This is a genomic window from Kytococcus schroeteri (assembly GCF_042433515.1).
Classification (GTDB): Bacteria; Actinomycetota; Actinomycetes; order Actinomycetales; family Dermatophilaceae; genus Kytococcus; species Kytococcus schroeteri.
Genome location: NZ_JBHLVH010000027.1, coordinates 10013 through 21243, shown reverse-complemented (window position 1 = coordinate 21243; position 11231 = coordinate 10013). Strand labels below are relative to the sequence as shown.

The following is an 11231-nucleotide window of genomic DNA, read 5'->3' as shown; positions in this document are numbered from 1 at the left end:
ACGGTGCGGGGCCCTGCTGGTGTTAGGGTCTTCTGGCGCCACGTGCGCCCCAGGGGTCGTCGCCGGACGGCGGCCCACGTCACCCGCAGGTCGTGCCCGCCGGCACGCCCGACCGGACGGCCGCCGCGGGTCGGCCCACAGGAGGTTTCGTGCTCAGCTCATTCGGTCGGGCGTTCCTGACGCCAGACCTGCGTGGCAAGTTGCTGTTCACCCTGGGCATCATGGCCCTCTTCCGCCTGGGCTCGCACGTGCCGGCCCCGGGGATCGACTACCAGCTGGTGCAGAAGTGCCAGTCTCTGGGGTCGGGGAGCAACTCGTTGCTCGGGCTGACCAACATGTTCTCCGGTGGCGCGCTGCTGCAGCTGTCGATCTTCGCGCTGGGGATCATGCCCTACATCACCGCGAGCATCATCGTGCAGCTGCTCACCGTGGTCATCCCGCACTTCGAGCGCCTCAAGCAGGAGGGGGCGGCGGGCCAGGCCAAGATGACGCAGTACACGCGCTACCTCACCATCGGCCTGGCGGTCCTGCAGTCGACCACGCTCATCAGCTTCGCGCGCAACCCCAGCCAGCTCTTCGGCGGCACGCCCATGCAGTGCCCGACCGTCATGCACGACGACTCCCTGTGGAGCGTCAGCCTCCTGGTGCTCACGCTGACCGCCGCCACCGGCCTCATCATGTGGCTGGGCGAGCTCATCACCGAGAAGGGCGTGGGCAACGGCATGTCGCTGCTCATCTTCACGTCCATCGCCGCCGGCTTCCCGGCCTCGTTGTGGGCCATCAAGGACCGTGGCTGGGACAAGTTCGTCCTGGTGCTGCTGCTGGGCCTGGCGATCCTGACCGTCGTGGTGTTCGTCGAGCAGTGCACGCGCCGCATCCCGGTGCAGTACGCCAAGCGGATGGTGGGTCGCCGTATGTACGGGGGCACCTCCACCTACATCCCGCTGAAGATGAACATGGCGAACGTCATCCCCATCATCTTCGCCAGCTCCATCCTCATGCTGCCGATGATGGTGGCCCAGTTCCAGACGCCCAACGACGGCACCCGTCCGCCGGCCTGGGTGGAGTGGGTGTCGCGCCACCTGCAGATGAGCACCGACCCGATCTACGTGGCCATCTACGTCACGCTCATCATCTTCTTCACCTTCTTCTACACGTCGATCACGTTCGACCCGGACGACGTCGCGGACTCCATGAAGCGCTACGGCGGCTTCGTGCCGGGTGTCCGGGCGGGCCGTCCGACCGCGCAGTACCTGCGCTACGTGCTCAACCGCATCACGGTGCCCGGCGCCCTGTACCTGGGCATCCTGTCCCTCATCCCGCTCTTCGCCCTCGACCGCCTCGGGTCGATCGGTGACTTCCCGTTCGGCGGTGCCTCGCTGCTCATCGTCGTGGGCGTGGGTCTGCAGACCGTCAAGCAGATCGAGTCGAAGTTGCAGCAGCACGAGTACGAAGGATTCCTCCGATGACCCGCATGATCATCCTCGGCCCCCCCGGGGCCGGCAAGGGCACCCAGGCCTCCGGCATCGCCGAGCGCTACGGCATCCCGGCCATCTCCACCGGCGACATCTTCCGCGCCAACATCAAGGCCGGCACCCCGCTGGGGGAGCAGGTCAAGGAGATCACCGCCTCCGGTGGCCTGGTCCCCGACGAGCTGACCAACCGCATCGTCGCCGACCGCCTCTCGCAGGCCGATGCGCAGGAGGGCTTCCTCCTGGACGGCTACCCCCGCAACCTCGGCCAGGTGGAGGCCCTGGACACGATGCTCTCCGCGACCGGCCAGTCGCTGGACGTCGTGCTCGAGCTCGTGGTGGACACCGAGGAGGTCGTCCAGCGCCTGCTCAAGCGTGCCGAGATCGAGGGCCGCGTGGACGACACCGAGGAGGTGGTCCGCCACCGCATGGACGTGTACGCCGAGCAGACCGCCCCGCTGAGCGACGCCTACGAGAAGCGTGGCCTGCTGCGCCGTGTGGACGGTCTCGGCGAGGTCGACGAGGTCGCCACCCGCATCAACGAGGCGCTCGACGCGGCCACCGGCAGGGCCTGACGTGCTCCGACGGGGGAAGCGGCTGCCCGGCAAGACGCCCGAGCAGGTGCTGGCCATGCGCCGCGCCGGGCTGGTGGTGGCGCGCACCCTCGAGGCCGTGGGGCAGGCCCTGGCCCCCGGCCGCACGACCGCCGAGCTCGACGCCGTCGCCGAGGACCTGATCCGCGGCGACGGTGCGGTGCCCAGCTTCAAGGGCTACCAGGGCTTCCCCGCCTCGCTGTGCGTGAGTGTCAACGAGGAGGTCGTGCACGGCATCCCCGGCGAACGGCGCCTCGAGGCGGGTGACCTGGTGAGCGTGGACTGCGGGGCCATCCTGGACGGGTGGCACGGTGACGCCGCCCGGTCGTGGGTGGTGCCCGGGGCGCCCGCGGACACGGCGATCGACGCCCTCGTGGAGGACACCCGCCTGGCCATGTGGCACGGCATCGGGGCGCTGCGTCCCGGGGGCCGCGTGTTCGACATCGGCGACGCGATCCAGGGCCTGCTCGAGGAGCGCGAGGAGGAGCGCGGACTCACCTACGGGCTCGTCGAGGACTACGGCGGTCACGGCATCGGGCGGGAGATGCACATGGACCCGTGGATCCCGATGTTCAGCAGCCGCGGCACGAGCGATCGCGTCTCCGAGGGCCTCACCGTGGCCGTGGAGCCGATGGTGACGCTCGGATCGGCGCGCACCCGCACGCTGTCCGACGACTGGACCGTGGTGACGACCGACGCCTCCCGCGCCGCGCACTGGGAGAACACCGTGGCCGTGACGGCCGACGGGCTCTGGGTGCTCACCGAGCTCGACGGGGGAGCGGCCGGCCTGGCCGAGGCCGGTGCGCGCTACGCACCCCTGGGGGACTGACCGCCGGCCACACGCAGCCCGACCCCGCCCCGGATTCGTCTCCGGGCGGGGTTCTGCGTTAGGCTGACCGGCCGGGCACCCGTGCGTCCACGTCCAGTGGTCCACGAGCCCGTCGTCTATGGCCGAACCCAGCAGGGGGGAGGCCGACCAAGTGAGTAGTGGAGGACATGGCCAAGAAGGACGGCGTCATCGAGGTTGAGGGCACGATCGTCGAGGCTCTGCCGAACGCGATGTTCCGCGTGGAGCTGACGAACGGTCACGTGGTCCTCGCCCACATCTCGGGCAAGATGCGACAGCACTACATCCGGATCCTCCCCGAGGACCGTGTGGTGGTGGAGCTCAGCCCGTACGACCTGTCCCGCGGTCGCATCGTCTTCCGCCACCGCTGAGGGTCTCCGGGCCCTTCAGCACTCACCCCATCCGCACCGTCCACGCCTGCCGGTCCCACCGGTGGGCGTGCACGCACGATCCGAAGGCACTGGCACATGAAGGTTCAGCCGAGCGTCAAGAAGATCTGTGACAAGTGCAAGGTGATCCGCCGCAACGGCCGGGTCATGGTGATCTGCGACAACCTGCGCCACAAGCAGCGCCAGGGCTGACGCACCTCACCGCACGCGACACGGATCGCACGCCCCCGCACCGGGGGCGAAGGCACTGAGCAACTCGCACCACCCGACCCCCGCAGAGCTGCGGGACGTCACCCCCGGCGTGGAGGCCGGGGACCGGGACCACTGGATCATCCGAGGCAGTGGCACACCGGGCTGGTGGTGCACCAGACCTCCACGACAACCAGAAGGAACACGATGGCACGTCTCATCGGTGTCGACCTCCCGCGCGACAAGCGCGTCGAGATCGGCCTCACGTACATCTTCGGCGTGGGTCGCACCCGCGCCCTGCAGGCCGTCGAGGCCTGCGGTATCGACCGCTCCACCCGGGTGAAGGACCTGAACGACGAGCAGCTCGTCGCTCTGCGTGACTTCCTCGAGGGCAACTTCCAGCTCGAGGGTGACCTCCGCCGTGAGGTGGCCGCCGACATCCGCCGCAAGGTCGAGATCGGCAGCTACCAGGGTCTGCGCCACCGTCGTGGTCTGCCGGTGCGTGGTCAGCGCACCAAGACCAACGCGCGCACGCGCAAGGGCCCGAAGAAGACCGTCTCCGGCAAGAAGAAGGCCTGAGCCCCGGCTCGGCCTCACCCCCCAGCTCTAGGTAGGAGTACACATGCCCCCCAAGACCCGCGCCGCGGCCTCGCGCACGCGCCGTCGTGTCAAGAAGAACGTCGCGGCTGGCCACGCGCACATCCGCTCGACGTTCAACAACACCATCATCTCGATCACGGACCCCAGCGGCGCCGTGATCTCGTGGGCCTCCGCCGGCCAGGTCGGCTTCAAGGGCTCGCGCAAGTCGACCCCCTACGCCGCGCAGATGGCCGCCGAGGCCGCTGCCCGTCGTGCCATGGAGCACGGCATGAAGAAGGTCGACGTCTTCGTGAAGGGCCCGGGCCCCGGTCGCGAGACCGCCATCCGCTCCCTCACCGCGACCGGCCTGGAGGTCGGCTCCATCTCCGATGTGACGCCCATCGCGCACAACGGTGTCCGCCCGCCCAAGCGTCGTCGGTTCTGAGAGGAAAGGACTGAATCATGGCTCGCTACACCGGCCCCATCACCAAGAAGTCCCGCCGTCTCAAGGTCGACCTCGTCGGCGACGACAAGAGCTTCGACGCGCGTCCGTACCCGCCCGGCATGCACGGGCGTCGCCGGACGCAGGAGAAGGAGTACCTGGCCCAGCTGCAGGAGAAGCAGAAGGCCCGCTTCATGTACGGCGTCATGGAGAAGCAGTTCCGTCGCTACTACGCCGAGGCGGCCCGTCTCCCCGGCAAGACCGGTGACAACCTGCTGACCATCCTCGAGTCCCGCCTCGACAACGTCATCTACCGCGCCGGCCTCGCGCCGACCCGCCGCGCCGCCCGCCAGCTGGTGACCCACGGTCACTTCCTGGTGAACGGCCAGCGCGTCGACGTGCCGTCGATCCAGGTGTCCAAGTACGACATCATCGACGTGCGCCCGAAGTCCGCCGAGACCCAGCCGTTCGAGATCGCCCGCGAGGTGTTCGGCGAGCGTCCGGTCCCGGCCTGGATGAAGGTCGTCCCCGGCTCCCTGCGCATCCTGGTCTTCGACCGCCCGATGCGTGAGCAGATCGACACCGTTCTGAACGAGCAGCTCATCGTGGAGCTCTACTCCAAGAACTGATCAGCGACTCCGGTCGCCACCGCGCCCGGCCCCCACGGGTCCGGCGCACCGGCTCCGGTGGTCCACAGATGCCACCGGAGCCCCTGGCCCGACGCACGCGTCGGGTGCCACTGCGAGCAGCGTCATATAGCGGTCGCTGCGCGGAAAGGAAACGCACGTGCTGATTGCCCAGCGCCCCGTCCTCACCGAGGAGAAGGTCGACGAGGCCCGTTCGCGGTTCACCATCGAGCCGCTCGAGCCCGGTTTCGGCTACACCCTCGGCAACTCCCTGCGTCGCACCCTGCTCTCGAGCATCCCCGGTGCGGCCGTGACCAGCATCCGCATCGACGGCGTGCTGCACGAGTTCTCCACCGTCCCCGGTGTGAAGGAGGACGTCACCGAGCTCATCCTCAACATCAAGGGCCTGGTCGTCTCCTCGGAGCACGACGAGCCCGTGGTGGCCTACCTGCGCAAGCAGGGGGCCGGCGAGATGACCGCGGCCGACATCAGCTGCCCGGCCGGCGTCGAGGTGCACAACCCCGACCTGTACCTGGGTTCGCTGAACGACGAGGGCGCGATCGACCTCGAGCTCACCATCGAGCGTGGCCGCGGCTACGTCTCGGCGCAGCAGAACAAGGGCGGCGAGCAGGAGATCGGCCGGATCCCGGTCGACTCCATCTACTCGCCGGTGCTGTCCGTCACCTACAAGGTGGAGGCCACCCGCGTCGAGCAGCGCACCGACTTCGACAAGCTGGTCGTCGACGTCGAGACCAAGAACTCCATGTCCCCGGCCGACGCCATGGCGTCCGCCGGCAAGACGCTGGTGGAGCTCTTCGGTCTGGCGCGCGACCTCAACGTCGAGGCCGAGGGCATCGAGATGGGCACCGTGCAGACGGACGCCTCGCTGGCCGCCGACCTGGCGCTGCCGGTGGAGGAGCTCAACCTGTCCGTGCGCTCCTACAACTGCCTCAAGCGCGAGGGCATCCACACCGTGGGTGAGCTCGTGGCCCGTAGCCAGGCGGACCTGCTGGACATCCGCAACTTCGGCAACAAGTCCATCGACGAGGTGCAGGTGGAGCTCCACAAGCTCGGCCTGGCCCTGAAGGACACCCCGGCCGACTTCGACCCGTCCAACATCGTGCTGGACCGCGACGAGGACGAGGGCGAGGCCGCCGCGGGCGACGAGGTCCTCGAGGACGAGCAGTACTGATCCGCCGCAGTGACACCCGGCGCCTGCCGAGCGGGCGTCGCTGACACTTGGAAAGCACAGGAGAAATCACATGCCTACCCCGAAGAAGGGCCCGCGCCTGGGCAGCGGCCCGGCGCACGAGCGGCTGCTGCTGGCCGGTCTGGCCACCCAGCTCTTCGAGCACGACCGCATCACCACCACGGAGGCCAAGGCCAAGCGCCTGCGCCCCCTGGCCGAGCGCATGATCACCTTCGCCAAGAAGGGTGACCTGCACAACCGTCGCAAGGTCATGACCGTGATCCGCGACAAGTCGGTGGTGCACAAGCTGTTCACCGAGATCGCCCCGGACGTGGCCGACCGTGAGGGTGGCTACACCCGCATCGTGAAGCTGGCGCCCCGCAACGGCGACAACGCCCCGATGGCGGTCATCGAGCTCGTCCGCGAGCCCGTGGCCCGCAAGGCGGTCGTGACCGAGGCCGAGCGCGCCACGCAGAACGCCGCGCGCACCGAGGCCGAGGACGCCACGACCGACGAGGCCTGAGCAGTCCCTGACGGGCCCCGCGCCCGTGAGCACGAGGAAGGCCCCCACCCGACGGGTGGGGGCCTTCCTCGTGCCTGCCCGGTCTCAGGCGGGCGGCATGTCGTCGGGGGTGCTCACGGTCATGAGGCTGCCGTCACGGCGCAGCAGACCCTCGTGGCGTCCGGGGCGCAGCACCTCGTCGATGCGGGGTCCCTGGCCGTCCAGGGGCACGGTCACGCCCTCAGGGCCGATGCGGGCCTCCTCGCCGCGCACGTGCACGACGCACGGCGAGCCGCTGGTGGCCGGCCCCTGCTCGGGGGTGAACTCCATCGCCTCCTGGGCCACGCGGACACGCAGGCGGGTGCCGTGCCAGCGCACGCGGAAGGTGACCTCCGGCCAGTCGACCGGCAGGCGCGGGTCGAAGGTGAGCCGGCCCCCCACGGCGCGCATGCCGCCGAAGCCGCAGACGACGGCGCTCCAGACGCCGCCGGAGTTGGCGATGTGCATGCCGTCCACGGTGTTGGAGTGGGCGTCCGCCAGGTCCACGTAGAGGGCCCGGCGGAAGTAGTCCAGCGCCATGTGGTGGTAGCCCACCTCGGCGGCCACGATGGACTGCACCACGGCCGAGAGGGTGGAGTCGCCCGTGGTGATCGGGTCGTAGTACTCGAAGTCGCGGCGCTTCTGCTCGGGCGTGAAACGGTCGGACTGCAGGAAGAGCGCCAGCACCACGTCGGCCTGCTTGAGCACCTGGTAGCGGTAGATGACCAGCGGGTGGTAGTGCAGCAGCAGGGGGTGCCGCTCGGGGGGAGTGGCCGAGAGGTCCCACACCTCGCGGTCCAGGAAGTGGTCGTCCTGGGGGTGGATGCCGAGCGTCTCGTCGAAGGGGATGTGCACGGCCTCGGCGATGCGGGCCCAGGTCTCGGGCTCCTCGGCCAGGAGGTCGAAGCGCTGCGCGAGCTCGGCGTAGGCGGATGGGTCGTCCTGGGCGAGCTGGGTCACCTCGCGGGCGGCGCGCTCCAAGTTGGCGCGGGCCATGACGTTGGTGAACAGGTTGTTGTTCACCACGGTGGTGTACTCGTCCGGGCCGGTGACGCTGTGGATGTGGAAGCGCGGCTCGGGGCCCTGCTGCCAGAAGCCCAGGTCCGTCCACATCCGGGCGGTGCCCACGAGGATCTCCAGGCCCCCGCGTCGCCCGAAGTCCCTGTCCCCGGTGGCGTCGAGGTAGGTGGCCACGGCATGGGCCACGTCGGCGTCGATGTGGTACTGCGCGGTGCCCGCGGCGTAGAAGGCGGAGGCCTCCTCGCCGTTGATCGTGCGCCACGGGAAGAGCGCGCCGGTGAGCGCGAGGTCCCGCGCACGCTCCCGGGCCTTGGGCAGCATCCGGGCTCGGAACTGCAGCGCGTTGCGGGCCAGGTGGGGCATCGTGAAGGTGAGGAAGGGCACCACGTAGGCCTCGGTGTCCCAGAAGTAGTGGCCCTCGTAGCCGCTGCCGGTGACGCCCTTGGCGGGCACGCCCTCACGGTCGGCCCGTCCGGCGGCCTGCGCCAGGGAGAACAGGGCGAAGCGCACCGCCTGCTGCATCTCGGGCTGGCCGGGGAGCTCCACGTCGGCATTGGCCCAGAAGTCGGCGAGCCAGCCCTCCTGAGCGGTCAGCGCACCCTCCACGCCCTCGGGCACGAGGCGGTCGAGCGTCCGGTGGCAGCGGTCCACCAGCTCGGGCACGGGGACCCCGGTGGAGGAGTGGTAGGTCAGCCACTTGTCGAGTCGCACCGTCTGCCCCTGCGCCAGGCGGAAGGCGTACACCTGCTTGGCCTGGTCGGGCTCGACCACCTGCGAGGTGCGCACCTCGCACTCGGTGGTCAGGTGGTGCTCCACGGCGACGGCCAGGGTCATGCCGGAGTGCGCGGTGCGCCAGCCCATGGCCAGACGGTGCTCCGTGGACTCCTGCGCCTCGGGGAGCAGCACCCGGTGGCCGAAGGCGCCGGCCTTGCGCGGATCGAAGCCCGCCCCCATCGCCTCGCCGTCCACGGCGTACTCGTCGGTGCCGTCCTGGCGGTTGAGGATCTGGCTGGAGACCGTCACCGCGGCGTCCCCGTCGAGCATCTCCACCTCGAGGGAGAGCAGCCCCAGGTGGCGCTCGGCGAACGAGACCATGCGCTGCGAGCGCACGCGCAGGCGCTTGCCCGCGGTGGTGCGCCACACGACGTCGCGGGTGAGGACGCCGGCCCGCAGGTCCAGCGAGCGCTCGTAGGACTCCACGTCCGCGGTGGCCAGGATGAATGGCTCGTCGTCCACGTAGAGCTTCATGAGCTTGGCGTCCGGCGCCGTGACGATGGTCTGGCCCACCTTGGCGAAGCCGTAGGCGTCCTCGGCGTGCTTGATGCGCCAGGTCTCGTGGAAGCCGTTGACGAAGGTGCCGTGCACGTGGGCGTCGCGGCCCTCCTCGGGGTTGCCGCGCAGGCCCAGGTAGCCGTTGGCCACGCTGAAGAGCGTCTCGGTGAGGCCGAGGTCGTCGCTGGAGTGGCGGGTCTCCACGAGGCGCCACGGGTCCACCGGGAAGCGGGTGCGGTCCAGCGGGTCGGTGCGGGGGGTGCCGTCAGCGGCTGTGGTCACGGGGTTCGGTGCGGTCACGGCAGCAGCTCCTCGAGGTCGGTGACGACGGCGGTGGCGCCGGCCGCGCGCAGCGCCTCGGCGCCCGCCCCCCGGTCCACGCCGACGACGGCGGCGAAGTCCCCGGCGGCACCGGCAGCCACACCGGACGTGGCGTCCTCCACCACCACGGCGCGGTCGGACGGCACCCCGAGGCGCTCGGCGGCGGCCTCGAAGGTGTACGGGGCGGGCTTGCCGGGCAGGCCCTCCTCGCGGGCCACGGCCCCGTCCACGACGACGGGGAAGAAGTGGTCGATCCCCGCGGTGCGCAGCACGGCCGGGGCGTTGGCCGAGGAGGAGACCACCGCCATCGGGGTGCCGACCGTCGCCAGGTGCTCGAGGAGGGCCAGCGAGCCCGGGTAGGGCTCCACCCCGGCCTCGAGCTCGGCGAGGAAGGCCTCGTTCTTGCGGGCGCCGAGGGCCTCCACCTCCGCCTCGGGGAGGGCGATGCCCCGCGAGGCGAGCAGGTCGCGCACGCCGTCGAGGCGCGGCTTGCCGTCGACGTGCTCGTAGTAGTCGGTGTTGGTGTACGGGGCGAGCTGCTCCCCGGTGGTACGGGTGCGCTCGGTCAGGTAGTCGGTGAACAGGCGGTGCCAGGCGCGGCGGTGCACCTCCGCCGTGGGGGTCAGCACCCCGTCGAGGTCGAAGAGCACGGCGCCGACCTCGGCGTCGACGTGCGGGCGGGCGAGGGGAGTCCGGTCCATCCCTCGAGCGTAGGGGGCGCGAGGCGGGTGCCGGCCGTCATCGGGTGTGCGAACTCCCACAGAGTGCGCCCCCCCCGCACCCGATACATGGCGCGTCCCGCGTCGGACTGCCTCGGTGCCTCACGGTGGCATGGGCGGGTAGCCTCCCGCCCATGCCCCGCATCCGGCTCGATCTCGCGTACGACGGCACCGACTTCCACGGGTGGGCGCGGCAGCCGGGGCTGCGCACGGTCCAGGAGCAGCTCGAGACGGCCTTGTGCACCGTCCTGCGCGTGGAGTCCCTGCCGCTCACCGTCGCCGGTCGCACGGACTCCGGCGTCCACGCCACGGGGGCGGTCTGCCACGGGGACGTGCCGGAGGAGGCCTGGGCGGCGGTGCCGGGGCGCTCCGGCCGGGACCCCGCCGCCGCGCTGGTCACCCGGCTCGCCGGTGTGCTCCCCGGCGACCTCGTCGTGCACCGCGCCACCGTGGTGCCCCCGGAGTTCGACGCGCGCTTCGCCGCCCTGCGCCGGCACTACCGCTATCTGCTGTGGGACCGGGTGGCGGACGTGGACCCACGGCTCCGGGGGATGGTGGTGCGCCACCGGCGCCCGCTCGACGTGGATGCCATGGACGCGGCGGCTGGGCGTCTGGTGGGGCTCCGGGACTTCGCGGCCTACTGCAAGCCGCGCGAGGGCGCCACGACGGTGCGCACGCTGGAGCGGTTCACCTGGGCGCGGCGTGGGGACGGCGTCATCGAGGGCGTGGTGGTGGCTGACGCGTTCTGCCACTCGATGGTGCGCGCGCTCGTGGGGGGCGTGGTGCCCGTGGGGGAGGGGCGCCGGCCGGTGGAGTGGCCGGCGGAGGTCCTGGCCGGGCGGCAGCGCATCGGGGCGGTGCAGGTGATGCCCGCCCACGGCCTCACGTTGGAGCGGGTGGACTACCCGGCCCCGGAGGAGCTGGCCGCGCGGCAGGCCGAGGCCCGGGCCACGCGCACTCTCGACGACGGCGGAGACGGCCTGCCCTGAGCAGCCGCGGCCACGCGGTCCTCCGGACAGCGGAAGGCCCCGC

General features: G+C 70.9%; 13 protein-coding genes. 11 read left to right on the top strand and 2 right to left on the bottom strand.

Annotated elements, in window-relative coordinates; all coding sequences use genetic code 11:
- The first annotated feature begins 149 nt into the window (after positions 1 to 149).
- The 10 genes from secY (at position 150) to rplQ (ending at position 6849) form a co-directional block, all read left to right on the top strand.
- Complete coding sequence (gene secY / locus ACFFHC_RS10315) at positions 150 to 1469, top strand: preprotein translocase subunit SecY (protein ID WP_070703228.1); 1320 nt, start codon at positions 150 to 152, stop codon at positions 1467 to 1469.
- On the top strand, positions 1466 to 2047 hold the full coding sequence (locus tag ACFFHC_RS10310) for an adenylate kinase (RefSeq protein ID WP_070703227.1): 582 nt from the start codon (positions 1466 to 1468) through the stop codon (positions 2045 to 2047). The genes secY and ACFFHC_RS10310 overlap by 4 nt, the downstream gene beginning before the upstream one ends.
- Position 2048: 1 nt before the next feature.
- Positions 2049 to 2894 carry a type I methionyl aminopeptidase gene (map, locus tag ACFFHC_RS10305; protein WP_141494161.1) on the top strand — a complete coding sequence of 282 codons (846 nt, stop codon included), beginning with the start codon at positions 2049 to 2051 and terminating at the stop codon, positions 2892 to 2894.
- 167 nt (positions 2895 to 3061) lie between these two features.
- Positions 3062 to 3283, top strand: coding sequence for a translation initiation factor IF-1 (gene infA, locus ACFFHC_RS10300; RefSeq protein ID WP_015779996.1), 222 nt, complete (start codon positions 3062 to 3064; stop codon positions 3281 to 3283).
- A 96-nt stretch (positions 3284 to 3379) separates the two neighbouring features.
- Positions 3380 to 3493, top strand: a complete 114-nt coding sequence (gene rpmJ / locus ACFFHC_RS10295; protein ID WP_007928044.1) for a 50S ribosomal protein L36 — start codon at positions 3380 to 3382, stop codon at positions 3491 to 3493.
- A gap of 204 nt (positions 3494 to 3697) precedes the next feature.
- The gene (gene rpsM / locus ACFFHC_RS10290; RefSeq protein ID WP_015779995.1) at positions 3698 to 4069 is read left to right on the top strand and encodes a 30S ribosomal protein S13; all 372 of its coding nucleotides are present in this window, start codon (positions 3698 to 3700) and stop codon (positions 4067 to 4069) included.
- Between the two features lie 43 nt (positions 4070 to 4112).
- Positions 4113 to 4514: a 30S ribosomal protein S11 gene (gene rpsK, locus ACFFHC_RS10285; RefSeq protein ID WP_070703226.1), complete on the top strand. Its 402-nt coding sequence runs from the start codon at positions 4113 to 4115 to the stop codon at positions 4512 to 4514.
- Between the two features lie 17 nt (positions 4515 to 4531).
- Positions 4532 to 5140, top strand: coding sequence for a 30S ribosomal protein S4 (gene rpsD / locus ACFFHC_RS10280; protein ID WP_070703225.1), 609 nt, complete (start codon positions 4532 to 4534; stop codon positions 5138 to 5140).
- 157 nt (positions 5141 to 5297) lie between these two features.
- The gene (locus tag ACFFHC_RS10275) at positions 5298 to 6329 is read left to right on the top strand and encodes a DNA-directed RNA polymerase subunit alpha (RefSeq protein WP_141494162.1); all 1032 of its coding nucleotides are present in this window, start codon (positions 5298 to 5300) and stop codon (positions 6327 to 6329) included.
- Positions 6330 to 6399: 70 nt separating this feature from the next.
- Positions 6400 to 6849, top strand: a complete 450-nt coding sequence (gene rplQ, locus ACFFHC_RS10270; RefSeq protein ID WP_070703223.1) for a 50S ribosomal protein L17 — start codon at positions 6400 to 6402, stop codon at positions 6847 to 6849.
- An 84-nt stretch (positions 6850 to 6933) separates the two neighbouring features.
- On the opposite strand, the gene ACFFHC_RS10265 is transcribed toward rplQ, so the two are convergent.
- Both ACFFHC_RS10265 and ACFFHC_RS10260 read right to left on the bottom strand, forming a co-directional pair.
- Positions 6934 to 9459, bottom strand: a complete 2526-nt coding sequence (locus ACFFHC_RS10265) for a glycoside hydrolase family 65 protein (protein ID WP_379805209.1) — start codon at positions 9457 to 9459, stop codon at positions 6934 to 6936.
- A complete protein-coding gene (locus ACFFHC_RS10260) occupies positions 9456 to 10181 on the bottom strand; it encodes an HAD family hydrolase (RefSeq protein WP_379805206.1) in 726 nt (241 codons plus the stop codon). The genes ACFFHC_RS10265 and ACFFHC_RS10260 overlap by 4 nt, the downstream gene beginning before the upstream one ends.
- A gap of 152 nt (positions 10182 to 10333) precedes the next feature.
- Between ACFFHC_RS10260 and truA the strand changes: the two genes are divergently transcribed.
- A complete protein-coding gene (gene truA / locus ACFFHC_RS10255) occupies positions 10334 to 11188 on the top strand; it encodes a tRNA pseudouridine(38-40) synthase TruA (protein ID WP_379805202.1) in 855 nt (284 codons plus the stop codon).
- Positions 11189 to 11231: the final 43 nt, after the last annotated feature.

Coding starts and splice junctions, on each gene's coding strand:
- ACFFHC_RS10310 (WP_070703227.1), top strand. CDS start 1,466: ATGACCCGCATGATCATCCTCGGCCCCCCCGGGGCCGGCAAGGGCACC.
- rpsD (WP_070703225.1), top strand. CDS start 4,532: ATGGCTCGCTACACCGGCCCCATCACCAAGAAGTCCCGCCGTCTCAAG.
- rplQ (WP_070703223.1), top strand. CDS start 6,400: ATGCCTACCCCGAAGAAGGGCCCGCGCCTGGGCAGCGGCCCGGCGCAC.
- rpmJ (WP_007928044.1), top strand. CDS start 3,380: ATGAAGGTTCAGCCGAGCGTCAAGAAGATCTGTGACAAGTGCAAGGTG.
- rpsM (WP_015779995.1), top strand. CDS start 3,698: ATGGCACGTCTCATCGGTGTCGACCTCCCGCGCGACAAGCGCGTCGAG.
- rpsK (WP_070703226.1), top strand. CDS start 4,113: ATGCCCCCCAAGACCCGCGCCGCGGCCTCGCGCACGCGCCGTCGTGTC.
- truA (WP_379805202.1), top strand. CDS start 10,334: ATGCCCCGCATCCGGCTCGATCTCGCGTACGACGGCACCGACTTCCAC.
- infA (WP_015779996.1), top strand. CDS start 3,062: ATGGCCAAGAAGGACGGCGTCATCGAGGTTGAGGGCACGATCGTCGAG.
- ACFFHC_RS10260 (WP_379805206.1), bottom strand. CDS start 10,181: ATGGACCGGACTCCCCTCGCCCGCCCGCACGTCGACGCCGAGGTCGGC.